Source organism: Bordetella sp. 02P26C-1 (assembly GCF_009763255.1).
In the GTDB taxonomy this organism is placed as follows: Bacteria; Pseudomonadota; Gammaproteobacteria; order Burkholderiales; family Burkholderiaceae_B; genus Bordetella_A.
Genome location: NZ_WSJB01000032.1, coordinates 158,460 through 182,679, shown reverse-complemented (window position 1 = coordinate 182,679; position 24,220 = coordinate 158,460). Strand labels below are relative to the sequence as shown.

Here is a 24,220-nt window from a genome sequence, read left to right as displayed (position 1 = left end):
ATTTGTAACGGAGGCAGCGGCTCAATTGCAGCTTCTTTTTGCTCCGCCGCTTCGGGAAAACCCCTGAAAAGGTAAAATGCTGCTTTTGCTTCTATTCACTTCTCCAAACGGCGCCCGCATCGTGTCTCTCGTCCAGCATTTGCCCGGTTCATCTGTCCTTTCCGCCTTCCGCCGTGAGCGTCTCCTGGCACAGCTGCGAGAGGCGGGCCTGCCCGTCGCGGATATTTCCGCTCGCTACGAGCATTTTGTCAGCACGGAGGCGGCGCTCGATGCCGCACAACAGCAACAGCTGACCCAACTGCTCGACTACGGCACGGCCGACGCGATCGAGCCGCCGGCCAAGAGCCTGTCGCTGCTGGTGATTCCGCGCCTGGGCACGATTTCGCCGTGGGCCAGTAAGGCCACCGACATCGCGCACAACTGCGGCCTGGATGCCGTGCGGCGCATCGAGCGCGGCATCCGCTATTTCCTGGTCCCGGAAAAAGGCCTGCTCGGCACGAAGTCCATCGATGACGCCATGCTGGCGCGCGCGGCCGACTGCCTGCATGACCGCATGACCGAGACCGTGGTGGGCGCCGATTTTGACAGCCAGGCGCTGTTCCAGCCGCTGGCGGGCAAGCCGATGCGTACCGTCGCGGTGCAAGCCCAGGGACGCGATGCGCTGGTCGAAGCCAACACTACGCTGGGTCTGGCGCTGTCGGAAGACGAAATCGACTACCTTGCGCAGTCCTTCACCACCCTGGGCCGTGATCCGACCGATGTCGAACTGATGATGTTCGCCCAGGCTAATAGCGAACACTGCCGCCACAAGATCTTTAACGCGCAATGGGTCATCGACGGCCAGCCGCAGTCCGAAACCCTGTTCGGCATGATCCGCGCCACGCACAAGGCCCAGCCGCAAGGCACGGTCATCGCCTATTCGGATAACGCCGCCGTGATGGAAGGCGGCCCCGCGCAGCGATTCCAGGCTGGCGTGCCGTCCGATGATGGCCAGGGCAGCGAAGCCGCGCGCTACGTGCGCCGCGACGCGCTCGTGCACACCTTGATGAAGGTCGAAACGCACAACCACCCGACCGCGATCGCGCCTTTCCCGGGTGCCTCGACGGGCGCGGGCGGCGAGATCCGCGACGAAGGCGCGACCGGCCGGGGTTCCAAGCCCAAGGCCGGCCTGACCGGCTTTACCGTGTCGCATCTGCGCTTTCCCGACGCGATTCAACCGTGGGAAGCCGACCATCACGGCTTGCCCGACCGTATCGCCTCGCCCCTGTCCATCATGATCGATGGCCCCATCGGCGGCGCGGCCTTCAATAACGAATACGGTCGTCCGAACCTGCTGGGTTACTTCCGTACCTACGAGCAAACCGCTGGCGATACGCGCTGGGGCTATCACAAGCCCATCATGATCGCGGGTGGTCTGGGCAGCATCGACGCCGAGCTGACCAAGAAAGAAATCATCCCTCCCGGTGCCTTGCTGATTCAGTTGGGCGGCCCCGGCTTCCGTATCGGCATGGGCGGCGGCGCGGCTTCCAGTATCAGCATGGGCAGCAACTCCGCCGAGCTGGATTTCGACTCCGTGCAACGTGGCAACCCGGAAATCGAGCGCCGCGCACAAGAAGTCATCGACCGCTGCTGGCAGCAAGGCAATAACAACCCCATCCTGGCGATTCACGACGTGGGCGCGGGTGGCTTGTCGAATGCCTTCCCCGAGCTCGTCAACGATGCCGGTCGTGGCGCCGTGTTCGATCTGAAACGCGTCCCGGTAGAAGAATCCGGCTTATCGCCTGCCGAGATCTGGAGCAACGAGTCGCAGGAACGCTATGTTCTGTCGATTCTGCCCCAGGACCTGGCCCGTTTCGATGCCATTGCCCGCCGCGAACGTTGCCCCTATGCCGTTGTCGGCGTCGCTACCGAAGAGCGCCAACTGCGCGTGGTCGATGGCGAGGGCCTGCCCGGTTTGGACGAATTGATTCAGGCTTCCGAAGCGAACGCCCGCCCGGTCGATGTGCCCATCGATGTGATCCTCGGCAAACCGCCCCGCATGACGCGCGATGTCAAGCGTCTGCCCGGCGTGTCCGAGCCGCTGGATCTCGTCGGCATCGATCTGACCGAGGCCGCCTACCGCGTGTTGCGCCACCCGACCGTGGCCAATAAATCGTTTCTCATCACCATCGGCGATCGTACCGTGGGTGGCCTGTCCAGCCGCGATCAAATGGTCGGCCCGTGGCAAGTCCCCGTCGCCGATTGCGCGGTGACGTTGGCGGATTACGAGGGATTCCGTGGCGAAGCCATGGCCATGGGCGAACGCACGCCGCTGGCCGTGCTGAATGCACCGGCCTCGGGTCGTATGGCCGTGGCCGAAGCGCTGACTAACCTCGCGGCCGCCGATGTGGCGCGTCTGGAAGACATCAAGCTGTCCGCTAACTGGATGGCCGCTTGCGGCGTCGAGGGCCAGGACGCCGCGCTCTATGACACCGTTTCTGCTGTCAGCGAACTGTGCCAGGCCACGGGTCTGTCGATCCCGGTCGGTAAGGATTCGCTGTCGATGAAGACCACCTGGAACCAGGACGGCGAAAATCGCCAGGTCGTCGCGCCAGTGTCGCTGATCGTCACCGCGTTCTCGCCGGTGGGCGATGTGCGCAACAGCCTCACGCCGCAACTGCGCGCCGAGGCGGGCGACAGTGTGTTGATCGTGATCGATCTGGGTCGTGGCCGGCATCGCATGGGCGGGTCCATCCTGGCTCAGGCGTTCAATCAAGTCGGCGAAAACGTGCCCGATATCGACTCGCCGCAGGATCTGCGTGCGTTCTTCGTGACGATCCGTACGCTGGCCGAAGCCGGCGTGCTGCTCGCCTATCACGATCGTTCCGATGGCGGTCTGTTCGCCACGCTGTGCGAAATGGCGTTTGCTGGCCGCACCGGTATTTCGGTCAACCTGGATATGCTCACCTTCGACGCCAATTCGGCCGACTGGGGCGACTACAAGATCCGTCCGGAACAGGTCGCGGTACAACGCGACGAGCTGACACTGAAGGCGCTGTTCTGCGAAGAAGCCGGCGCTGTCATTCAAGTCCCTGCCTCCGAGCGTGATGCCGTCATGCAGGTGCTGCGTGGCGCCGGGTTGTCCGCCCATTCGCATGTGATTGGTGGCTTGAACGACTCCGATACCATCGAGTTCTATCGCGATGGCAAAAAGATCTGGAGCCAACCGCGCGCCGATCTGGGCCGCGCCTGGAGCGAAGTCAGCTATCGCATCATGTCGCGCCGCGATAACCCCGCCTGCGCGCAAGCCGAGCTGGACATCTGGAACGACACACAAGATCCCGGCTTGTCGCCGCGCGTCGCGTTCGATCCGCAAGAAGACATCGCCGCGCCGTTTATCGCCACCGGCAAGCGTCCGCGTGTCGCCATCCTGCGCGAGCAGGGTTGCAACAGCCAGGTGGAAATGGCCTGGGCGTTCGATACGGCAGGCTTTGACGCCATCGACGTGCATATGACGGATTTGCTGTCCGGTCGCATCGACCTCAGCACCATGCAAGGCCTGGTCGCCGTGGGCGGCTTTAGCTACGGCGACGTGTTGGGCGCGGGCGAGGGCTGGGCGCGTACGATCCGGTTCAACAGCCGTCTGTCGGATCAGTTTGCCGAGTACTTTGCCCGTCAGGATACGTTCGCGCTGGGCGTGTGCAATGGCTGCCAGATGATGGCGGCTCTCGCGCCCATGATTCCGGGCGCCGAGTACTGGCCGCGCTTCACGCGCAACCAGTCGGAAAAATACGAAGCCCGTCTGTCGCTGGTCGAACTGACCGCGTCGCCCTCGATCTTTTTCAAAGGCATGGAAGGCACGCGCGTACCGGTTGCCGTGGCGCACGGCGAAGGCTATGCCGACTACAGTAAGCAAGGCGACGCCAGCCAGGTGCTGGTGGCCGCGCGCTTCATTGACCACCGTGGCAATCCTACCGAGGCCTATCCGTTCAACCCGAACGGCAGCCCGGGCGGCCAGACCTCGGTGACCACGGCCGATGGCCGCTTTACGGTCATCATGCCGCACCCCGAGCGTGTCACGCGAAATGTGATGATGTCTTGGGCGCCCAAGCAGTGGGGCGAGGCCGATAGCGGCGGTGCGTTTACACCCTGGATGCGTATGTTCCGTAATGCGCGGGTCTGGGTCGGTTAAGTCCGATTGACGGGCGTTTAAAGAAGCCTGGCTTTGGCCAGGCTTCTTTATATCAGCCGGTGGTTCAATGCCGCTGGATGAGCCGCAACGACGCCCGTCGTACATGGGCCAGAATTGTCCCTTTGGCATCGGTATCAGCGCGTTAGAATGCCCGCAACACACTCTTTGTGAGAACTCTCGAATATGCGTTTGATTTTGGCCCTGTTGCTCCCTTGGTTGCAGTTTTTCACCATCGGCCGTCCCATCGCGGGCATCATCTGCCTGATTTTGCAATTGACACTGATTGGCTGGGTACCCGCGGCCATATGGTCGGTGTATGCCCTCAACCAATACCACGTGGACAAAAAGATCGAGAAAGCGCTAGGCCCCAAATCTCGATAAAGCCACTGTATCGGCCCGGATGCCCGGCGGTGCGTCCGGGCAAAATCGCTCGCTTGCGGTGCACAGTCGGCGCCCCATGCGCAACTGTCGCGCACGAAAGGCATAAAATGGGGTTTGCTCTCTTTCGTACAGGATCTGCGCCATGAATGCACGCATCCCCGACGACGCTCTGCCGCCGACCTTAGACCCCGACGCCTTGCAGGCGTTTGTCGATCGCCAATGGGACGACGAAATCGTCCCGGCGTTGACCGATTACATTGCCGTCCCGGCCAAGAGCCCGGCGTTTGATCCCGACTGGGAAAAGAATGCGTACATCGAGCGCGTCGTGCGCGATGCCGCGCAGTGGGTCGAGTCCAAGAAAATCCATGGGTTGAAACTCGAGGTGGTGCGCCTGCCGGGTCGCACGCCGGTGATTTTCTTCGATGCGCCGGCCACGCGTGCGGATAATGGCGACACGGTGTTGTTGTATGGGCATCTGGATAAACAACCGGAGTTCTCCGGCTGGCGGTCCGATCTAGGTCCGTGGACGCCGAAATACGAAGACGGCAAGCTGTATGGCCGTGGCGGCGCCGATGACGGCTATGCGATTTACGCGTCGATCACGGCGATCATGGCGCTGGACGCACAGGGCATCCCGCGTCCGCGATGCGTGGGCATCGTGGAAACCTGCGAGGAATCAGGCAGCTATGACCTGCTGCCCTACGTCGATGCACTGCGTGACCGCCTAGGCAATGTCGCGTTGGTGGTGTGTCTGGACTCCGGCGCGGGTAACTACGATCAGCTGTGGATGACGACCTCGCTGCGTGGCATGGTCGCGGGCACGCTGGAGGTGCAGGTGCTCGACGAGGGCGTGCACTCGGGCGATTCCAGCGGGGTGGTGCCGTCGAGCTTCCGCATTCTGCGTCATTTGCTGGATCGGCTTGAGGACAGTTCCACCGGCCGTTTGTTGCCGCAGAGCCTGCACTGCGAGATTCCCGCAGAACGCCGCGAACAAGTCGTCGAAGCTGCGCGCATCTTGGGCGATGAAGTGTGGCGGCGTTTCCCCTGGAGCTGTGGCGCGGACGGCAGTTTTGTGCTGCCGATGACCACCGAGCCCGAAGAAGCCTTGCTCAACCGTACATGGCGCCCCACGCTCTCGGTGACCGGCGCCGAAGGCCTGCCGCCCTTGACCAGCGCGGGCAATGTCTTGCGCCCGCGTACCTCGTTCAAGCTGTCGCTGCGCCTGCCGCCGCTGGTCGATGCCGCCGCCGCGTCGGACGAGATCAAACACTTGCTGGAAGCGGACTCTCCTTACAACGCCAAGGTCATCTTCAGCGCCGACCACAGCGCGACCGGTTGGAACGCCCCGGCTTCCGAGGCCTGGCTGACCCACGCGCTCGATGCGGCATCGCGTCAGTACTACGATGCGCCTTGCGGATATATCGGCCAGGGCGGCACGATTCCCTTGATGAGCCTGTTGCAAGAGGGTTTCCCCAAAGCACAATTCATGGTGTGTGGCGTGCTGGGTCCACGATCGAACGCGCACGGCCCCAATGAATTCCTGCACGTGCCTTACGGCAAACGTCTGACCGCTTCCGTTGCGCAAATCATGGCGCAAATGCCGGTTTAATCTTTTTGATCGAGTAGATAAATGATTCACACCGACGGCGCCTATCAGCGTGTCATCGACGAGACCCGCCGATGGGTAGAGCAGGCCGTCATTGGCTTGAATCTCTGTCCTTTCGCCAAGGCCGTGCAGGTCAAGAACCAAGTGCGCTATGCGGTCAGCGACGCCACCGATGACGAGGGCGTGCTGACCGATCTGGAAAGCGAGTTGATGCTGATCTCGGAAGCCGCGCCAGAGGACATCGACACCACGCTGTTGATTCTGCCGGACGCGTTGAATGACTTCTATGACTTCAACGACTTTGAAGATTATTCCGAGCGTTTGCTCAAACGCATGCGTCTGGTTGGCGATTTCCAGGTCGCGACGTTTCATCCTGACTTTCAGTTTGCCGACACGAATCCCGACGACATAGAAAACTGTACGAATCGTTCGCCGCATCCGATTCTGCACATCTTGCGCGAAGACAGCATCGACCGGGCGGTGGAAGCCTTTGCCGACGCGTCGGAGATCTACGAGAAGAACATCGCGACGATGCAGCGCCTGGGCTGGGAAGGTTGGCGCAAGCTGATGTCGCAAGAATAGGCGCATCAAACCGGGCGGGCTCGCGATTAAAGAAGATCTGCCCGCGAGCCCGCCCGAACGAGACGCCTTGCGTGCGCGATCAGATCGCCTGTCCGCCCGACACCTCGATACGCTGCGCCGTTACCCAACGATTGTCGGCGGACAGCAGACTCGCGATCATGGGGCCAATGTCATCGGGCATGCCTACGCGGCCCAGCGCCGTCATCGCCGCGAACTGGCGGTTGAGCTCAAGGTTGTCGCGCACGACCCCGCCACCGAAATCGGTTTCGATAGCGCCCGGCGCCACCGTATTGACCGCGATGCCGCGCGGGCCTAGTTCCTTGGCCATATAGCGGGTCAGCACCTCGACCGCGCCTTTGGCGGCCGCGTAGACCGAGTACCCTGGTGCGCTGAAACGTGTCAGACCCGTGGACAGATTGATGATGCGTCCGCCGTCGGCGATGATTGGCAACAGCGTTTGCGTCAGGAAAAACACGCCCTTGAAGTGCACATCGACCAGGCCGTCGAACTGCGCTTCGGTCAACTGATCAATCGTCGCGTAGTCGCCGTGGCCTGCATTATTGACAAGATGATCGATAGTGTCGCGCGACCAGTTCTCGCGCAACGCGGCGCGCAGGCTTTCCGCGAAGGCCACGAAGCTGGCAACGTTGCCCGTATCCAAGGGCAGGGCGATTGCCTGGCGTCCCAGTGCTTGGATTTCTTCTACGACGGCTTGGGCTTCTTGTTCCTGGCTGCGATAGGTCAGGACGACATCGCCGCCGCGCTTGGCGATGCTCAATGCGGTGTTGCGGCCCAGGCCACGGCTGGCGCCGGTGATGAGGGAAATGGTGGTCATAGCGGTTCCTCAATTAAGTGGTGGAAGAGGGTGGACAAATGATGCGCCGCCACGAGAAACGCGCGTTGCCGGATATTGGGATTTTCTTGCCTGATTCTCCAACGGCCAGCCGAGAGTGCGCCATCGGCAGTAGACTCTGCGCATGGACTCCTTGCTCGATGCCGTCACGCGTTACACCGAGGCCCACGGCTTGCTGGAAGGCGTGGGGGTCACCCCTGTCGCGGGTTTGACAACCGTGCGTGCAGTGGCGCCCAGTGGGCTCGCGCACTCTATTCCGCGTCCACTGGTTTGCCTCATCCTGCAAGGCACAAAACACGTCACGCTGGGCCACCAGACCTTTATCTTCAATGCGGGCGACTCGCTCTTGATCACCGGCGATGTGCCCACCACAAGCCAGATCACGGCTGCGACCCTGGTCAAACCCTATCTGGCGCTGACCTTGGAACTCGATCTGGCGCTGATCGCCGAACTGACCGAACAGATCGCGGACAGCGTGCCCGAGGAAGAAAGTCCAATCCGAGTGATATCCACCGAGCGTGAAGTAGCGGACGCCGCATTGCGGCTGGTGCAACTGCTGGATCGTCCCGACGCGCTGGCCGTGTTACAGGCGCAACTCGTGCGTGAAATGCACTACTGGTTGCTCCAAGGAAAACATAGTCCCGCGATCAGACGTTTAGGCTTGAACCATGCCCCCGCCCGTCGTATCGCGCGAGCGGTAGCAGTGCTGCGGCGTGAATACACGCAGAAGCTGCGGATGGAAAAACTCGCCGACGTGGCGGGCATGAGTCCGTCGTCGTTCTACCAGCACTTTCGTCGCGCGACGTCGTTGTCTCCGCTGCAGTTTCAAAAGCAACTGCGCCTGATCGAGGCGCGCCGCCTGATGCATGGACAAGCCGCAACGGCTAGTCGTGCGGCTTTTGCGGTGGGCTATGAAAGCGTGCCGCAATTCACCCGGGACTATGCGCGATTCTTCGGCACGCCGCCCGCAAGGGATGTGCGAGCGGCGCGGCAAGACCAAGCCGTGTCGGCCTAACTCGCGAACGCTTGCCCCATTGGGCGCGTACGTATGCCAGGCGAAAGCCGCGTCCATGGCAGGTCCGCGCAGTCCGCCATCATGGGGCCGGGCGCTTTCGCCACGAGTACGGCTTCAGCAATCGGCTGAAAGTCCGCGCGGAAATGTACAGAGCTTTTGACCACCAGAATCTTCATGGTCTCTGGCTGTACGTTGCCAGTGCGAAATAGATTGCGGTCCAGCATCTGCGATTTACCTGAACTGACCACGACGCGCACGCCACCAATACGCAGACATACGACAGGCCCCACATCAGCCTGAACGCCATGCATCATCGGGCCATCAAAGCGGCATTTTCCATCCCCCACGTATTCGACGAGAAATTCGGCTAGCAAAGGTTCCACCCCGGCTACCTTGGATTTCCCGCCTAGCGAGAGTGTCACCTTGTTGCCCACGCCAGCAGCAATGGCTTGCTGGACGGCCTCGGGGTCCCAGAGCAGCCCCAGCGCGGCGTCCTGCGCATCCGCATCGATGAGCGCGCGTAGCATGCCGGTAGTGTTGGAGTCGCCGCCCGCACCCGGATTGTCCTGCGTATCGGCGATCACGACGGGCTTGGATGCATGTCTGGCCAAATCCTGCGCTTGCAGGATTGCTTCGGCGGGTGCCAGGAAGGGCACCGCCCATTCGGGTTCAGCCTGTTCGACGCGATCGTACAGGGCCTGCACCGCCGTGCGCAGCGCCTCGGGATCGGTGCCGTGGCCCCATACGACAGGTCCGCATTCGGGGAAATCGGCCGCCGGAAAACCCGGAGTAAACGACAGCGACGCCAGCCCCGCCTCAGCTTCCAATGACGCCACGGCGTCGTAAATCGAACGCGCCGGTTCCAGCAGCGTGCACATGCCATTGATCGGAATAAGAAAGGGCAGACGCAGCGAGAAGGTATGCAGTTTGCCGCCGGCTTGCATCACTTGTTGAAGCAACCGATAGGCGTTGGCACCCGTGTCCGCCATGTCCACGTGCGGATAGCTGCGATACGCCACCATCGCCGTCGCGTCGCGCAGCATGCCGGCAGTGACGTTCGCGTGCAGGTCCAGACTCACCACGATGGGCATGTCGGGTCCCACACAGGCCCGCAGGCGCGCCAGCAGTTCGCCCTCGCCATCGTCCGCATCAACCGTCACCATGGCGCCGTGCAGATCCAGATAAATCGCGTCATACGTTGCTTTGCGCGCGGCCTCGACAATCTCGGTGGCGATCGTTTCGAATGCTCGGCGCGTCACATGCGCGGCCGGGCTGGCGGCGGCCCAGAGGACTGGCACGATCTCATGCCCGTCGGCTTGGGCGGCCTGCAAGAAGCCGCCCGCGGGGATGTTGACGCCCGCTAGCGCCAGCACCTCGTCGCCACGCGCCAGGGCAGGAAAGCCTTCGCCGCGCACGAAATTATCGTAATCGGTCGGCGTAGGTGCAAAGGTATTGGTTTCATGCTGGAAACCAGCGACCAGAATTCTCATGACAGATTTATCCTTGGACACGCGCGTGGCGGGTAAACAGCAAAGGCAGAGTGCCGACAATCAGCAGTCCCACGATGACATACAAACCGGCATTGAGCGACCCGGTCGCGGTCTTCAACCAGCCGATCAATGCCGGGCTGGCAAAACCGCCGAGCAGACCGATGCTATTAATCAATGCGATACCGCCAGCGGCGGCCGGACCCGTGAGATGCTGCGACGGCACTGCCCAGAACACGGTATACGCGGCCCACATCAATGCGGTGGAAATCACCAGCAAGGTCATCGACAGCAGGAAATACTCGGGCATACGCAATGCGGCAATCAACGCCACGCCCGCCACAATCGCCGTGCCGGTCACATGCCAGCGGCGTTCGCGCATTCTGTCGGAGCTACGTGACAACACAAACATCGCGATGATGGCCGCGATATACGGCACGGCCGACCAGAAGCCGATCGCCATGGTGTCCTGCACGCCAGAGGCCTGTAGCAACGTCGGCAGCCAGAAGCTCACGGCATAGATACCCGAGATCAGGCAGAAATAAGGAATCGCCAGCGCGTAGATGCCGGGGTCTTTCAACACGTCGCGAAACGAGTGCGTGGTGTCGGCGGGCTTGCGGGTCTGCAGGTCGGCGGCAAGCAGCTTGCGTTCGTCATCCGTCAGCCAGCGCGCTTCTTCGGGTTTATCCGTCAGGCATCGATAGGCGATGAATCCAAGCAACACACAGGGCAAGCCTTCGATCAGGAACATCCACTGCCAGCCCTCCAGTCCATGCAGACCATTGAAGCGCGTCATGATCCATGCGGACACCGGGCCGCCAAGCATGCCGCCGATGGGCCCCGCGCACATCACCACTGCCATGACGCCCGCCATGCGCGAACTTGAATACCAATAGGTCAAAAAGAAAATCATGCCAGGCGCGAAGCCGGCTTCGAATACGCCGAGCAAAAAGCGCAACGCGTAAAAGCTGTATTCACCTTGCACGAACAACATGCTGGCCGATGTCAGCCCCCAAAGCAGCATGATGCGGCAGATGGTCTTGCGTGCGCCGATTCGCACCAGCAACAGATTGCTGGGCACTTCGAACATCACATAGCCCAGGAAAAATATCCCGGCGCCGAGTCCATACACCGCGTCGGAGATGCCGATATCGGCCTGCATCTGCAGTTTGGCGAACCCGATGTTGACCCGATCGAGATAGGCGAAGGTGTAGCAGAGCAAGAGCAGCGGCAACAAGCGCCAGCTGATTTTCTTATAGATCGCGGTCAATGCATCGGGTGTGCGCGCAGGCTGCGATACCGCGAGAGTCGTCCCGGAAGTCATGCAAGTTTTCCCTTTAGGTGTAGTAATGGACTGCCTTCTGGAATCGCCATCCTCGCAGAGAGCTGTGTTGTGGACAAGAGTCGATTCTGTCACTTATCGTTCGCTTTTAAGCAACACTAAACGGCAAGGCAAGGGCGATGAAAGAACTGAATCAGGCGAGGCTGCGCTATATGCACGAGGTGATCGTCTGCGGCTCGATTCGGGGCGCAGCGGAAAAGCTCGAGATGTCGCCATCGGTCATCAGTCGGCAGATTCAGCTGCTTGAAAAGGAAATCGGATTGCCGCTATTTGAACGCCGAGCACGCGGGTTGGCGCCCACCGACGCGGCGGAGATGCTGGAAGAATTCTTGCGCGGGTATAGAGCGCAACACGAGCACTTGCAGGACCGGCTACAGGAATTGCGCGGCATGCGCCGCGGACACGTCGAACTGAGCATTAGCGAAGGCATGATCGAAGCCCTGATGCAGTATGTGATGGGGCCGTTCTGCCAGGAGTTTCCCAATATCCGCGTCGGCATCAACACGGCGTCGGTCGACGAAGTCGTGGAGGCAGTGCGTACCGACCGCGTGCATATCGGATTGGCATTTAATCCCCCGGTGCATCCCGAGGTGCGCATCCGGGCTCGGCAGGCGCTGGCTGTGGGGGCGTTGGTGCGAGCCGATCATCCCTTGGCGCGCAAGCGGCGCCCGATCACCGTCAAGGATCTCATGCAGCATCCTCTGGCACTGATGACCGCGCCTTATGGCTTGCGACGTATCGTGGAGCTGTTGGAATTCACCGAGAAGATCCACATCTCGCCGGCGTTGACGACCAACTCGTTGGGTGTGCTGCGTCAGTATGCCTTGGCAGGCGCGGGCGCGGTGTTGATGACCGATATAGGCGCCTCGCTCGAGCTGTCCAGTGGGGAGCTGGTGCTGGTGCCCATCGCGCATCCGGTATTGCGGCAAGCGGAGATGCAGCTCATGGTCAGGTTGGGGCGGCCCTTGTCGAGCGCCGCCACCGAGATGTTGCGGCGGATCGAATCGCGTCTGCCTTTGTTCTCCGGGCACCCCCGGCGCGGGGTGCGAGGCGATGCAATTGGGGTTTAGCTCGTTTGGTATGGCGACTGGCTGTCACCGCGAGCGATCATCCTCGATAACCCAGCGCCTGGCTGATTTGTCTTGCGCCTTCGCGCAGGCGCGGTAGAAATCGATCCACGATATCGGGCCGTTTATGCTTGGCCAGCCGCAAGCTGGTGGTAAGCGCGGCGGCTATCGCGCCCCGATCGTCGAATATGGGCACCGCCAGCCCGCAGATGCCCAGCTCTAAATGTTCGGCGGCGATGGCGTAGCGGTCTTTGCGAGCTTGCATCACCGCGTGGCGCAGCGCATCGCGCTGCGTCAACGTATGTTCCGTCAACGGCTCAAACGGCGCGCGGCTCAAATAGGCCTCAAGCATCTCATCATCCAAGCCACCCAGCAAAACCAGGCCGCTTGATGTCGCATGCGCAGGCAGCCGCTCGCCTATGCCTAACCGTCGAGACACGGGGCTTGGCATTTCGGCGCGCGCCACATACACCACGGCGTCACCATCGAGCACAGAGGCCGTGCAGATCTCGCCCGTGTCTTTCATGAACGCCTCAACCGCAGTGCGCGCCAGATCACGCAATGGCAACGAAGCCAAGTACGCATAGCCGATTTCCATCACTTTTGGTGTGAGACTAAAGCTGCGATCTTGCTGGACGGCATAGCCCAGCGTCACCAAGGTATGTAGTAACCGGCGCGCGCCCGCCGGCGTCACGTTTGCACGCGCGGCAATTTCGCTCAACGTCATGCGCTGGTGCCCTGGGCCAAACGCGCTGATTACGCCCAAGCCGCGCGCAAAGGCTTCCACGAACAGGTCTCCGCCTTTGGGTAAATCCCTAGTTTCCGAGTTTCTCGTTTTTGGCATTATGGTTTTCGATTAAAGAAAACATTTTCGTACAACGAAAAATACCACACTTTGATGGAAGGAGACGTCATGATCGAGCTGACCGTCGTCAGACCCGATTTCGTGGCCGAGGTCTATGGGCTGAATCTCGCCCAAGGTTTGTCGGCCGACGATGCCCAGGCGCTGCGCGCCGCCGTGGACCAATATGCCGTGCTGGTGTTTCCCGATCAACCCTTGACCGAAGCCCAACAGCTCGAGGTGGCCAAGGTATTCGGCCCGCTGGAGATATCCGTCGGCGCGTCCGTCTATAACGCCCAGCGGCCGCGCAGGCTTGGCCATGCGGAGCTTTCCGACATTTCGAATCTGGATGAGAAAGGCCAGATCCTCGATGCGGGAGACATCCGACGGCTGATCAACCTGAGCAATCAACTCTGGCATACGGACAGCTCGTTCAAACGAACGCCGGCCAGTGTTTCCCTGCTTTCCGCGCAGGAAATCCCTCCAGTTGGCGGCGCTACCGAATTCGCCGATATGACGGCCGTGTGGGATGCACTGGATCCGGACATGCAGACCCGTCTGCTGCCGCTCATCGCCACGCACGATTATTTTCATTCGCGCGGTTTGACGGGCTTTGATGTCGACGGCATCCCTCCAGCATGGCGCGAAATGCAGCCGCCCGTACGACAAGTGCTGGTGCGACAACATGCGGCCACGGGAAAACATTCGCTCTACCTCGCCTCGCATATCAGCGGCATCGAAGGCATGGACGTCGATAAAAGCCGTGCGTTAGTCGATGACCTGATGGCTTTCGCCACGCAAGCTCAGTTCGTGTATCGACATCGTTGGCGCGTTGATGACCTTGTCCTGTGGGATAACCGGCGCACCATGCATCGCGGGACCGGATTCGATGAGCGTTTTCGTCGTTCGATGCGTCGCGCCACGGTACAAGACGCCGGCCCGACGGTTTCGTAACAGTCAGATTTTTGACGGGGTAAAAAAATGATCAAGCATGTAATGCGGTGGGCCGCTATCTGCGCCTTGAGCGCGACGAGCATGTCGCCAGCCTGGGCCGCGTATCCGGACAAGCCCATTAATATCGTGGTTCCATTCGGCGCCGGGTCGGCGACCGACATCCTGGCGCGCGGCATGGCAAAGGGCTTGAGCGAACGTTTGGGCCAACCGGTGACCGTGGAAAATAAAGCGGGGGCGGGCGGCAATATCGGCGCGAATGTCGTGGCGCGTAGTCAGCCTGATGGTTACACCCTGATGATGGGCACCAATGGGCCCATGGCGGCCAATGTCAGTCTCTACAACAATCTGCCTCACGATCCCGTCGCGGACTTCGCGCCGGTGGCATTGATGGGCAAACTGCCCATGGTGCTGATCGCGAACCCGGAGGTGAAGGCTCGCACCTTGCCCGAGCTGATTCAAGAGGCGCGCGCGAAGCCGGGTACGATCAACTTTGGCGCTAGCAACACCACCGCGCGCGTTTGGATCGAACTGTTGAAACGCGCGGCCGACATCGACGTAGCGACCGTGCTCTATAGCAATGTGGGCGGCATGATGACGGATCTGATCAGTGGCCGCATCTCGTACGCATTTGAAAACGTAGGACCGTCCTTGCCGCAGATCGCGGCAGGGAAAATCCAGGCGGTAGCGGTCACTTCCAAGGAGCGCGCGGCCTTCGCGCCCGAAGTGCCGACTGTGGGCGAGGGCGGTTTGGATAAATACGATCTGGTCGTCTGGTTTGCGATGTTTGCCCCTAAAGGTACGCCCGCCGAGGTCATCGACCGACTCAACCGCGAAGCCAACGCGGTATTAAAAAGCGACGAACTACAACAACTGGCCAAGCAGATCGGCATGACACCGACGCCGGGTTCTGCCGCAGACTTAAAGGCCTATCAAGCATCCGAGGTGAAGAACTGGCGCGAGCTCGTGGATCTGACGGGGGTGTCGATCAACTGATCATCAAAGTGTGGAATCATATGGCTTCACCGTTGCGTGCAGGGGGGAGCCATGTGCAGCCACTATCAAGGCATCAAGAAGCGCGAACAAATGGAAAAATACTTCCGTTCGCGCGGCTTGCCGCTACCGCCTGGCGCGGACATGTGGCCGCGCCGCCTGGGCGAATTTATCCGCCGGCCACCGGAATGGGATAGCGGTGACGAGGCCGTGCCCGAGCGCGAAACCGAGCTGGGCCGCTGGGGCCTGATTTCGGCGATGACGCGCGCCGATAACTTGCCGCGCGCCGAGAAATTATCGACGTTCAATGCGCGCTCAGAAACCGCGCATAAATCCTTCACGTTCAGCCATGCGTGGCGCAAAGGCCAGCGCTGCATCATCCCCGCCGAGGCCATCTACGAGCCCGACTGGCGCACGGGCAAAGCGATTTCTACCCGCTTTACCCGCGCTGATGGTGCACCGCTGGGGATTGCCGGACTCTGGGATCAATACAAGGATGCGTCCGGCAACTGGCGTCTGAGCTACACCATGCTGACGATCAACGCCGATCACCATCCGCTATTTCAGCGGTATCACCGTCCCAATGATGAAAAGCGCATGGTCGTGATCTTGCCCGATGAGTCGTACACCGGGTGGCTCAATGCCACGCTGCAAGACATGCCCTTATTCCTGCAACCTTATCCCGCTGACGCATTGATCGCCGCGCCAGTGGCTAAACAGGACGAACAGGCGCGCGACGAATAAAAGAGAAAGTGTCGGGAAAGCGAGAACTCAGTTCGCGGCCGGCATCTGCCACTTCCCGTGGCGCGCATACGAAGTCTTCTGCGTGGATGCCCAAGCACGCACGCAGTCAGCCGGTTTCATCGCCGTCAATGCGGCCGTTTCGCGTAGCGCGCCGCCAGTACGGCGCACACCATCAACTGAATCTGATGAAACAGCATCAAGGGCAACACGATCGCCCCGACCGCCTGTCCCGCGAAAATCACCTGGGCCATGGGAATACCGGTGGCCAGGCTCTTCTTCGAGCCGCCAAACAGCAAGGTAATGCGGTCAGCCAGATCGAATTTGAAGATCTTGCCCAGTACGATGCACCCCAACAACGCCACCGCCAGCAGCACCGCGCAGCAAAACACCAGCCCAATCAAGGCCGGCACCGGCGTATCGCGCCAGAGACCTTCGTTCATGGCTTCAGAGAAGGCCGTATAGACCACCAGCAGAATCGATCCCTGATCCACAAACTTCAACAAAGGCTTGCGGCGATGCACCCAGGCGCCAATCCAGCGGCGCGCGATCTGCCCCAACAGAAACGGCAGCAGCAGCTGCAGCATGATCTTGCCCACCGCGTCATACGAGATCGGCGCCGCGCTGCTGGACACCACGATCATGCCGGCCAACAGGGGCGTCAGGAAAATACCCAACAAGCTGGAGGCGGAGGCGCTGCATACCGCGGCCGGCACGTTGCCACGCGCCATGGACGTGAATGCGATGGCCGACTGCACGGTCGCCGGCAGACAGCAAAGAAAAAGAATCCCCGCGTAGAGCTCAGGCGTGACCAGCGGCGTGAGCACCGGCCTTAGCGCCAGCCCCAGCAGCGGAAACATTAGAAACGTCGCCGAAAACACCGTTAAATGCAGGCGCCAATGCAGCATCCCGGCCACGATCGCCTCGCGCGACAGGCGCGCCCCATGCAAAAAGAACAGGACCGCGATGGCCAGATTCGTGATCCATTCGAAAGCCGCCAGACCCTGTCCGTGTGCCGGGGCGAGGCTCGCGATGAGAACAGTGGCGATGATAAAGAGCGTGAAGCGATCAGGCAAAAAACGGATAAGGCGGGACATGTAACGTAGCAACCGGGCAGCGCCAAAAGGGGGCGCGTAAAGGCGCCTATTGTAGAGCGCCACGCCTGACACGCCGTTGACCGGAAGGATACGTATCCGCGGCGGCGGGTACCGCTACGCATGGCTCGGGTCATGCGCCCGCGCGATGCCGCCTGCAGGGTGCCCGCGCATGCGGCATACTTCGCTGGCCTACGGCGTCATGCGCAACGCGAGATCGAACGCCGCCACTAGCGAAGAATGATCGGCGATCCCCTTGCCAGCAATATCAAACGCCGTCCCATGATCCACGCTCGTGCGCACAAAGGGCAAACCCACGGTGACGTTCACGCCTTGATCGACACCCAGATATTTCACCGGTATCAACCCCTGGTCGTGATATTGCGCGACGACAATATCGAATTCACCACGGCGCGCCCGCATGAAAATCGTGTCGCCGGGCCAAGGACCCGACACATCCAGCCCTTCGGCGCGCGCTTGCGCAATCGCGGGCGCGATGATGTCCACGTCTTCGCGTCCAAACTTGCCATCTTCTCCCGCATGGGGATTCAAGCCCGCCACCGCAATACGCGGCTGCTCGATCCCCATGTGCCGACATGCCCGATGCGCGAGCCGGATCGCACGCATCTCGGCCTCTGCCGTGATGGCTTTGGGCACATCGGCCAGCGCCATATGGATCGTGACCAGCAACACCCGCAGTTCGTCATTGGCCAGCATCATGGCGAAATCCGCGGTGTTGGAACGCTCGGCCAGGATCTCGGTGTGCCCGGGCTGGTCGATACCGGCCATATGCATGGAATGCTTGCTCAGGGGCGCGGTCACGATGGCGCGGATGCGCTGCGTCATGGCGTCGTCGATCGCCGCGCAGAGATAGTCGTAGGCGGCCTGGCCTGCGGCCGCGCTGGCCTGCCGCAATGGCAGATCCGCCGGCAGCGGCTCGCGGCAGGCGATGACTTCGATCTGCCCCGGCGTGCCAGTCGCCGCGCTCACGTCGGGGATTTCGACCACGTCCAGCCGCGCGCCTAACGCATCGGCCGCGCGCCGCAGCGCGCCCGCGTCGCCGTACACCACGGCAGGCGCACGCAACCCTTGCGCGCAGGCTTTCACGACGATTTCCGGACCGATGCCGGCTGCATCGCCCATGGTGATGCCGACAGGATGCAATTCAGACATGATATGGCCCCACAACAAACCGCTCGCGCGCGATGCGCGTGCGCTCACAAAGGAAAACGGCGAGGCCTGCACCTCGCCGCGACGACATTTGCCTATTTTGCACTCAGCGCACGCGCATTACAAAACATCTCCGGCATAGTCGGCCAGACGCGACCGTTCACCGCGCTGCAGCGTGACGTGACCCGCATGCGGCCAACCTTTGAACCGGTCCACCACGAACGTCAAACCGGAACTGCCCTCCGTCAGATAAGGCGTATCGATCTGCGCCACATTACCCAAACAGACGACCTTGGTGCCCGGGCCGGCCCGGGTGATCAGCGTCTTCATCTGCTTGGGCGTCAGGTTCTGCGCCTCGTCGATGATCAAATACTTGTTCAGGAAGGTCCGGCCGCGCATGAAGTTCAGCGACTTCACCTTGATGCGCGAACGAATCAGGTCCATGGTGGCCGCGCGGCCCCAGTCGGCGCCAGACTCGCTGTCGTTCATGTTCAGCACATCGAGGTTGTCCTCGAGCGCACCCATCCACGGCAGCATTTTTTCTTCCTCGGTGCCCGGTAGAAATCCGATGTCATCACCGACTGGCACCGTCACGCGCGTCATGATGATCTCGTTATAGCGCTTGGTCTCGAGCACCTGGGTGATGCCCGCGGCCAATGCCAGCAGCGTCTTGCCGGTACCCGCCTGACCTAGCAGCGACACGAAATCGCAGTCCGGATTCATCAGCAGGTTCATCGCAAAGTTCTGTTCGCGATTGCGCGCGGTGATCCCCCAGACGTTGTTCTTGCCATGCGTGTAATCGCGCAGCGTTGCCAGTACCGCCGTTTTCCCGCTGACCTCGCGGACCTGGGCATGCAGGGGCAGCTGACCGTCAAAGTAGACGAACTGATTCACCACGAACTGCGAACACAGCGGTCCATGGATGCGATAGAACGTCGTGCCGCCTTGCTGCCACGATTCCACATCCTTGCCGTGCCGGTTCCAAAAATCGTCGGGTAGCTGCAGCACACCCGGGTACAACAGATCCGAGTCTTCCAACACGTGATCGTTGTAATAGTCCTCCGCCGCCATGCCAAGCGTGCGGGCCTTCAAGCGCATGTTGATGTCCTTGGACACCAGCACGACTTCGCGGTCCTTGTACTTTTCCTGCAACGCGCGCACGACTCCCAGGATCTGGTTGTCGGCCTTGCCCATGGGCAAATCGTCGGGCAGGGCGCTATGCACGGCCGTGGTCTGGAACATCAGACGGCCAGTGGCGTCCTTGTTGCCCAGCTTGCTCAGCTCCAGGCCATCATCCAGCCGGGTGGCGTCCTGCACCAATGCATCGAGCGAGCGACTCACCTGCCGGGCGTTTCGCGCGACTTCGGACATGCCCTTTTTCTGATGATCCAGCTCTTCGAGGGTCATCATGGGCAGATAAATGTCGTGTTCCTGGAAACGGAACAACGAAGACGGATCGTGCAGCAGCACGTTCGTGTCCAGCACGAACAATCGGCGCGGCCCATTGCCGGCCTGCGCACGGCCCTTGCGGGTCGATGCCTTTGCAGGCGAGGCCGCAGGCGCTTTCTTCGCGGGCTTTGGCGCCTCGGCGACCGGAGCCGGGTCCCCCACGGGCAATTTGGCGACATTCGGCGCGGGCGCCGCTTCGCGGGCCTTGGCCGCGGTTTGCAAACCACTGAGTTCTGGTTGAACCGGCAATGCCTCGGCGGCTTCCGGAGCGGGCGGGGTGGCCGCCTTCTTCGCGGCCTTGGTGCTACGTGCCTTGGGACTCGGGCTTTCGCCCGAAGGGAATGTCAGGATAGCTGCGGGGCGTGAGGGCAACTTGGGTAGCGGCATATAGGGGGTTCTCCTGGGGGGCCGGCTCTAGCGCCTGACAAATGCTGCTTGGGACAGCGTTAACCGATACTGCGCGCGGCCTGCAGGACTTCGCTGGCGTGGTTAGGCACCTTCACGCCCCGCCATTCCTGCACCAGCCGCCCGTACGCGTCGATCAAAAACGTACTGCGTTCGATGCCACGCACCTGTTTGCCGTACATGTTTTTCATCTTGATGACGCCATACAGATTGCAAACCGTCTCGTCCGTGTCCGCGATCAGCGGAAACGGCAAATCGTATTTCGTACGGAAGTTCTCGTGAGACTTCAGCGAATCGCGCGAAATACCGATCACGATCGTGCTGGCAGCGAGAAACTCGTCGTGCAGATCTCGAAAATTCTGGCTTTCCGTCGTGCACCCCGGCGTATTGTCCTTGGGGTAAAAATAGAGCACGACGGCTCGGCCTTGGCATTGTTCCAGGCTCAAGGGCCCAATCGTGCTTTCGGCGGTGAACAACGGCGCGGGTTTGCCGATGAGCGCGGTCATGTAGAAGACTCTCCATTAGTCGGCAGCAGGGCGACGACCACGCGTCGGCCTTCGGCCATCAGGATGTTATAGGTACGAGCCGCAGCCTGCGTGTCCATCACTTCGACACCAATACCGGCGGCCAGGAGCGGCCCGATGACAGACTGCGCGAGCATGCGCTGGCGCCCGCCCGTGCCGACCAGCAGCACTTCGGGCCCGACACCCTTGGGGATGCCGCCGCCTTCGGGCGCGTCCAGGAATGCCAGCGGGTCGCGTTTGACCTCGGACAGTCCGGCGGCCTGTTTCAGTAACGAAACCGTGATTTCGCTCGCGGCCCGGACTGGCCATTCGGAGACCGCGCCTTCGGGACCGAAGGTCACGGCATGGGAAAATCGGACCTGATTAACTTCGATGTAATCGTCGCCGTAGGCGGTGACCGTATTCAGGGCCGACGATGCAGGGTCGGTATGCAGCTTCAATAAAAACTCCGGCTTTATGCTTCTGATAATAGCGCATCGAGATGACGGTATGTTGCAGCGGCGCACATCCCGTGCCGCCATTTGCCGCCTGGGCCAGCTTGCGCTAGATTACTAGGTTTTGCTGCGCCGCAAAGGCGCGCGTCCACGCCCATCTAGGATACGGTTTTTCCCATGAGGAAATTCTCCCGCCAGGCGGTGCGGGTATCACAGATAGGTTCCCAAGGACGGCTTGTTGAAATAAATCGGTGGCGGCCACATACGTACGCGAATACGGACCCACCCGTCGGACACTGCATTCTGGAAATTTTGAGATGACGAACGTTGCAAGTACACCGCCCACCTCCGGGCCAGATCACTCCGGCACCGACCTGAAACCCATCAAGATTGGCCTGTTGGGCTTGGGTGTGGTGGGCGGCGGCACCTGGAGTGTGCTGACACGCAACGCTGAAGAAATCGCCCGCCGTGCCGGCCGTCGCATTGAGATCAGCCGCATTGCCGTGCGCGATGTCGCCAAAGCGCGCAGCCGCATCGGCGAAACCCTGCCCGTGGATACCGATGTTCATGCGCTCGTTCGTGATCCCGAGATCGACATCGTCGTCGAACTGATCGGCGGCGATACGTTGGCGCGCGAACTGGTGCTGGAAGCCATCGCTAACGGCAAGCACGTCGTGACCGCCAACAAGGCGTTGCTCGCCAAGCATGGTAACGAGATCTTCGCCGCCGCCTCCGAAAAGGGCGTCATGGTGACGTTCGAGGCGGCCGTGGCCGGTGGCGTGCCCATTATCAAGGCCATCCGCGAGGGCCTGACCGCCAACCGTATCGAGTGGGTGGCCGGGATCATCAACGGCACCACCAACTTCATTCTGTCGGAAATGCGTTCGCGCGGCCTGCCGTTCGCCGACGTGCTGGCCGAGGCGCAGCGCCTGGGTTATGCCGAGGCCGATCCGACCTTTGACGTCGAAGGCGTGGACGCCGCGCACAAGCTCACGCTGCTCGCCTCGTTGGCGTTCGGCGTGCCCGTGCAATTCGACAAGGCCCATATCGAAGGCATCTCCCACCTGGCTCAGGAAGACATCGCCCACGCCGAGCGCCTGGGCTATCGCATCAAGCTGCTGGGAATCACCAAGCGCCGCGTCGATGGGATCGAGCTGCGCGTGCATCCCGCGCTGGTGCCCGCCGAGCGTTTACTCGCCAATGTCGAGGGAGCGATGAACGCCGTGCTGGTGCGCGGCGATGCCGTCGGCCCCACGCTCTACTATGGTCAAGGCGCGGGCGAGGAACCCACCGCGTCGGCCGTGGTCGCCGATCTGGTGGATGTGACCCGCCTGCACACGGCCGATCCGGGTAATCGTGTGCCGCATCTCGCATTCCAGCCCGATGCGCTTTCTGACCTCGCGATTCTGCCGATCGAGCAAGTCGCGACTTCGTACTATCTGCGTCTGCGCGTGGACGATCAGCCAGGCGTGCTGGCCGACATCGCGCGCGTGCTGGCCGAACACCAGATTTCGATCGGTTCTATGATTCAACAACCCTCGCACATTGGCGGCGCGGACATTATTTTCCTCACGCATCAAGCGGTGGAAGGCCACGTCAACAAGGCCATCAGCGAAATCGAACAACTTCCTTTTGTGCGTTCCAGTGTCACGCGCCTGCGCGTGGAGACCTTGCAATGAAATACATCTCTACCCGTGGCGGCATGGCGCCGCAAGCCTTTACCGATATCCTGCTCGAGGGCCTCGCGCCCGATGGCGGATTAGCCGTGCCCGAGACCTTGCCGCAGGTGTCGGCAGAGACGCTCGAAACGTGGCGTGGCCTGTCGTACGCTGATCTGGCGTTCGAGGTGCTGTCTTTATTCGCGACCGATATTCCGGCTGACGACTTGCGCCGCCTGACGCATGCCGCGTATCGCGCGGAAGTCTTCGGCAGCGACGCGATTGTTCCGCTGCGACCGTTGGACGGCGGGCTGCAGCTGCTCGGTTTGTCCGAAGGCCCGACACTGGCCTTCAAGGACATGGCCATGCAGTTCCTGGGTCAGGTGTTCGAATACGTGCTGACCCAGCGCAACGAAACCTTGAATATTCTGGGCGCGACCTCCGGTGACACCGGCTCGGCGGCCGAATACGCCTTGCGCGGCAAGCGCGGTGTGGCCGTCTTCATGCTGTCGCCGCATGGTCGCATGAGCGCCTTTCAGCGCGCGCAGATGTATTCGCTGCAAGACGAGAACATTCACAACATCGCGGTGCGCGGCGTGTTCGACGATGCGCAAGACATCGTCAAGGCGCTCGCGCGTGATCTGTCCTTCAAGACGGAATATCGCCTCGGTGCAGTGAACTCGATCAACTGGGCGCGCATCGCCGCTCAAGTGGTCTATTACTTCCACGGCTGGTTGCGTGCGACCACGGGCGCGGGTCAACAGGTTTCGTTTGCCGTGCCTTCGGGCAATTTCGGCAATATTCTGTCCGGCCATATCGCGCGCCGTATGGGTCTGCCTGTGCGCCGTCTGGTGCTGGCCACCAACGAAAACAACGTGCTCGAGGAGTTTTTCCGTACCGGCATCTACCGACCGCGCGACGCCGCGCAAACGTACGAGACCTCGAGCCCATCGATGGACATCTCGCGCGCCTCGAACTTCGAGCGCTTTGTCTTCGATCTGGTCGGGCGGGATTCGCAGCGCGTCAATGCGCTCTGGGCTGATTTGGCGCGCGATGGTTTCTTCGATCTGTCGTCGCTCAAGCCCAAATTCGAATCCGAATACGGCTTTGTCGCGGGCACCAGCACCCATCAGGATCGCCTAGCCACCATCCGCAGCTTGCACGAGCGTACCGGCGTGCTGGTCGACCCGCACACCGCGGACGGCGTGAAGGTTGCGCAGGACTATGTCGAGCCCGGCATTCCGATGCTGGTGCTAGAAACTGCCTTGCCGGCAAAGTTCGCCGAGACGATGCAGGCCGCTTTGGGCAAGTCGGTGCCGCCGCCCGCCGCATTGGCCGGTCTGGAAGCCTTGCCACAGCGCGTAGAGGTGATGGACTGCGACCTCAACGCGGTTCGCAGCTATATCCAGGCGCACGCGAAAGTGTAACGAGCATGTCAGCCTGTTGAGATCGGCAG

20 protein-coding genes are annotated in these 24,220 nt (G+C 61.4%); 11 read left to right on the top strand and 9 right to left on the bottom strand.

The window, feature by feature from the left end:
* Window positions 1-121 precede the first annotated feature (121 nt).
* From purL to GOQ28_RS17235, 4 genes are all read left to right on the top strand, one after another.
* Window positions 122-4,171 (top strand): phosphoribosylformylglycinamidine synthase, encoded by a 4,050-nt coding sequence (gene purL, locus GOQ28_RS17250; RefSeq protein WP_160357325.1) that lies wholly within the window; start codon window positions 122-124, stop codon window positions 4,169-4,171.
* Window positions 4,172-4,354: 183 nt separating this feature from the next.
* Window positions 4,355-4,552, top strand: coding sequence for a YqaE/Pmp3 family membrane protein (locus GOQ28_RS17245; RefSeq protein WP_160357324.1), 198 nt, complete (start codon window positions 4,355-4,357; stop codon window positions 4,550-4,552).
* A gap of 142 nt (window positions 4,553-4,694) precedes the next feature.
* A complete protein-coding gene (locus GOQ28_RS17240) occupies window positions 4,695-6,161 on the top strand; it encodes a M20 family metallopeptidase (protein WP_160357323.1) in 1,467 nt (488 codons plus the stop codon).
* 21 nt (window positions 6,162-6,182) lie between these two features.
* Window positions 6,183-6,740 (top strand): DUF1415 domain-containing protein, encoded by a 558-nt coding sequence (locus tag GOQ28_RS17235; RefSeq protein ID WP_160349573.1) that lies wholly within the window; start codon window positions 6,183-6,185, stop codon window positions 6,738-6,740.
* 79 nt (window positions 6,741-6,819) lie between these two features.
* Here the strand turns inward: GOQ28_RS17235 and GOQ28_RS17230 are convergent, their stop codons facing one another.
* On the bottom strand, window positions 6,820-7,575 hold the full coding sequence (locus tag GOQ28_RS17230; RefSeq protein WP_160357322.1) for an SDR family NAD(P)-dependent oxidoreductase: 756 nt from the start codon (window positions 7,573-7,575) through the stop codon (window positions 6,820-6,822).
* A gap of 142 nt (window positions 7,576-7,717) precedes the next feature.
* On the opposite strand from GOQ28_RS17230, the gene GOQ28_RS17225 reads away from it, so the two are divergent.
* On the top strand, window positions 7,718-8,608 hold the full coding sequence (locus GOQ28_RS17225; protein WP_160357321.1) for an AraC family transcriptional regulator: 891 nt from the start codon (window positions 7,718-7,720) through the stop codon (window positions 8,606-8,608).
* Here GOQ28_RS17225 and GOQ28_RS17220 read toward each other — a convergent pair.
* Together GOQ28_RS17220 and GOQ28_RS17215 are read right to left on the bottom strand one after the other, a co-directional pair.
* Window positions 8,605-10,098: a M81 family metallopeptidase gene (locus GOQ28_RS17220; protein ID WP_160357320.1), complete on the bottom strand. Its 1,494-nt coding sequence runs from the start codon at window positions 10,096-10,098 to the stop codon at window positions 8,605-8,607. The two genes, GOQ28_RS17225 and GOQ28_RS17220, sit on opposite strands and share 4 nt — an antisense overlap.
* Before the next feature lie 7 nt (window positions 10,099-10,105).
* Window positions 10,106-11,419 (bottom strand): MFS transporter, encoded by a 1,314-nt coding sequence (locus GOQ28_RS17215; RefSeq protein WP_160357319.1) that lies wholly within the window; start codon window positions 11,417-11,419, stop codon window positions 10,106-10,108.
* 137 nt (window positions 11,420-11,556) lie between these two features.
* On the opposite strand from GOQ28_RS17215, the gene GOQ28_RS17210 reads away from it, so the two are divergent.
* Window positions 11,557-12,507: a LysR family transcriptional regulator gene (locus GOQ28_RS17210; protein ID WP_160357318.1), complete on the top strand. Its 951-nt coding sequence runs from the start codon at window positions 11,557-11,559 to the stop codon at window positions 12,505-12,507.
* A 37-nt stretch (window positions 12,508-12,544) separates the two neighbouring features.
* Here the strand turns inward: GOQ28_RS17210 and GOQ28_RS17205 are convergent, their stop codons facing one another.
* Window positions 12,545-13,291: an IclR family transcriptional regulator domain-containing protein gene (locus tag GOQ28_RS17205; RefSeq protein ID WP_160349567.1), complete on the bottom strand. Its 747-nt coding sequence runs from the start codon at window positions 13,289-13,291 to the stop codon at window positions 12,545-12,547.
* Window positions 13,292-13,417: 126 nt separating this feature from the next.
* Here GOQ28_RS17205 and GOQ28_RS17200 point away from each other — a divergent pair, with 126 nt between their 5' ends.
* Genes GOQ28_RS17200 through GOQ28_RS17190 form a run of 3 tightly spaced genes read left to right on the top strand, consistent with a single transcriptional unit; the run spans window position 13,418 to window position 16,033 of the window.
* Window positions 13,418-14,299 carry a TauD/TfdA dioxygenase family protein gene (locus GOQ28_RS17200; RefSeq protein WP_160357317.1) on the top strand — a complete coding sequence of 294 codons (882 nt, stop codon included), beginning with the start codon at window positions 13,418-13,420 and terminating at the stop codon, window positions 14,297-14,299.
* A 27-nt stretch (window positions 14,300-14,326) separates the two neighbouring features.
* Window positions 14,327-15,292 carry a Bug family tripartite tricarboxylate transporter substrate binding protein gene (locus GOQ28_RS17195; protein WP_160349565.1) on the top strand — a complete coding sequence of 322 codons (966 nt, stop codon included), beginning with the start codon at window positions 14,327-14,329 and terminating at the stop codon, window positions 15,290-15,292.
* A 51-nt stretch (window positions 15,293-15,343) separates the two neighbouring features.
* A complete protein-coding gene (locus GOQ28_RS17190) occupies window positions 15,344-16,033 on the top strand; it encodes an SOS response-associated peptidase (RefSeq protein WP_160357316.1) in 690 nt (229 codons plus the stop codon).
* 125 nt (window positions 16,034-16,158) lie between these two features.
* On the opposite strand, the gene GOQ28_RS17185 is transcribed toward GOQ28_RS17190, so the two are convergent.
* The 5 genes from GOQ28_RS17185 to GOQ28_RS17165 form a co-directional block, all read right to left on the bottom strand.
* Window positions 16,159-17,127, bottom strand: coding sequence for a bile acid:sodium symporter family protein (locus tag GOQ28_RS17185; protein ID WP_202109342.1), 969 nt, complete (start codon window positions 17,125-17,127; stop codon window positions 16,159-16,161).
* A gap of 189 nt (window positions 17,128-17,316) precedes the next feature.
* Complete coding sequence (gene pdxA, locus GOQ28_RS17180) at window positions 17,317-18,297, bottom strand: 4-hydroxythreonine-4-phosphate dehydrogenase PdxA (RefSeq protein ID WP_160349563.1); 981 nt, start codon at window positions 18,295-18,297, stop codon at window positions 17,317-17,319.
* Window positions 18,298-18,414: 117 nt separating this feature from the next.
* Complete coding sequence (locus tag GOQ28_RS17175; protein ID WP_160357315.1) at window positions 18,415-20,130, bottom strand: PhoH family protein; 1,716 nt, start codon at window positions 20,128-20,130, stop codon at window positions 18,415-18,417.
* A 59-nt stretch (window positions 20,131-20,189) separates the two neighbouring features.
* Window positions 20,190-20,654 (bottom strand): peroxiredoxin, encoded by a 465-nt coding sequence (locus tag GOQ28_RS17170; RefSeq protein WP_160349561.1) that lies wholly within the window; start codon window positions 20,652-20,654, stop codon window positions 20,190-20,192.
* The gene (locus tag GOQ28_RS17165) at window positions 20,651-21,112 is read right to left on the bottom strand and encodes an Mth938-like domain-containing protein (RefSeq protein ID WP_160349560.1); all 462 of its coding nucleotides are present in this window, start codon (window positions 21,110-21,112) and stop codon (window positions 20,651-20,653) included. Before GOQ28_RS17165 ends, GOQ28_RS17170 begins: the two co-directional genes overlap by 4 nt.
* Window positions 21,113-21,480: 368 nt before the next feature.
* On the opposite strand from GOQ28_RS17165, the gene GOQ28_RS17160 reads away from it, so the two are divergent.
* Both GOQ28_RS17160 and thrC read left to right on the top strand, forming a co-directional pair.
* Window positions 21,481-22,785 (top strand): homoserine dehydrogenase, encoded by a 1,305-nt coding sequence (locus GOQ28_RS17160; RefSeq protein ID WP_160349731.1) that lies wholly within the window; start codon window positions 21,481-21,483, stop codon window positions 22,783-22,785.
* Entirely contained in the window at window positions 22,782-24,191 is a 1,410-nt protein-coding gene (gene thrC, locus GOQ28_RS17155) for a threonine synthase (RefSeq protein WP_160357314.1), read from the top strand. The genes GOQ28_RS17160 and thrC overlap by 4 nt, the downstream gene beginning before the upstream one ends.
* Window positions 24,192-24,220: the final 29 nt, after the last annotated feature.

Bases quoted from the DNA above. Each gene is read 5' to 3' on its own strand.
- GOQ28_RS17245 (WP_160357324.1), top strand. From the start codon at position 4,355: ATGCGTTTGATTTTGGCCCTGTTGCTCCCTTGGTTGCAGTTTTTCACC.
- GOQ28_RS17240 (WP_160357323.1), top strand. From the start codon at position 4,695: ATGAATGCACGCATCCCCGACGACGCTCTGCCGCCGACCTTAGACCCC.
- GOQ28_RS17235 (WP_160349573.1), top strand. From the start codon at position 6,183: ATGATTCACACCGACGGCGCCTATCAGCGTGTCATCGACGAGACCCGC.
- GOQ28_RS17230 (WP_160357322.1), bottom strand. From the start codon at position 7,575: ATGACCACCATTTCCCTCATCACCGGCGCCAGCCGTGGCCTGGGCCGC.
- GOQ28_RS17225 (WP_160357321.1), top strand. From the start codon at position 7,718: ATGGACTCCTTGCTCGATGCCGTCACGCGTTACACCGAGGCCCACGGC.
- GOQ28_RS17220 (WP_160357320.1), bottom strand. From the start codon at position 10,098: ATGAGAATTCTGGTCGCTGGTTTCCAGCATGAAACCAATACCTTTGCA.
- GOQ28_RS17215 (WP_160357319.1), bottom strand. From the start codon at position 11,419: ATGACTTCCGGGACGACTCTCGCGGTATCGCAGCCTGCGCGCACACCC.
- GOQ28_RS17210 (WP_160357318.1), top strand. From the start codon at position 11,557: ATGAAAGAACTGAATCAGGCGAGGCTGCGCTATATGCACGAGGTGATC.
- GOQ28_RS17200 (WP_160357317.1), top strand. From the start codon at position 13,418: ATGATCGAGCTGACCGTCGTCAGACCCGATTTCGTGGCCGAGGTCTAT.
- GOQ28_RS17195 (WP_160349565.1), top strand. From the start codon at position 14,327: ATGATCAAGCATGTAATGCGGTGGGCCGCTATCTGCGCCTTGAGCGCG.
- GOQ28_RS17190 (WP_160357316.1), top strand. From the start codon at position 15,344: ATGTGCAGCCACTATCAAGGCATCAAGAAGCGCGAACAAATGGAAAAA.
- GOQ28_RS17185 (WP_202109342.1), bottom strand. From the start codon at position 17,127: ATGTCCCGCCTTATCCGTTTTTTGCCTGATCGCTTCACGCTCTTTATC.
- pdxA (WP_160349563.1), bottom strand. From the start codon at position 18,297: ATGTCTGAATTGCATCCTGTCGGCATCACCATGGGCGATGCAGCCGGC.
- GOQ28_RS17175 (WP_160357315.1), bottom strand. From the start codon at position 20,130: ATGCCGCTACCCAAGTTGCCCTCACGCCCCGCAGCTATCCTGACATTC.
- GOQ28_RS17170 (WP_160349561.1), bottom strand. From the start codon at position 20,654: ATGACCGCGCTCATCGGCAAACCCGCGCCGTTGTTCACCGCCGAAAGC.
- thrC (WP_160357314.1), top strand. From the start codon at position 22,782: ATGAAATACATCTCTACCCGTGGCGGCATGGCGCCGCAAGCCTTTACC.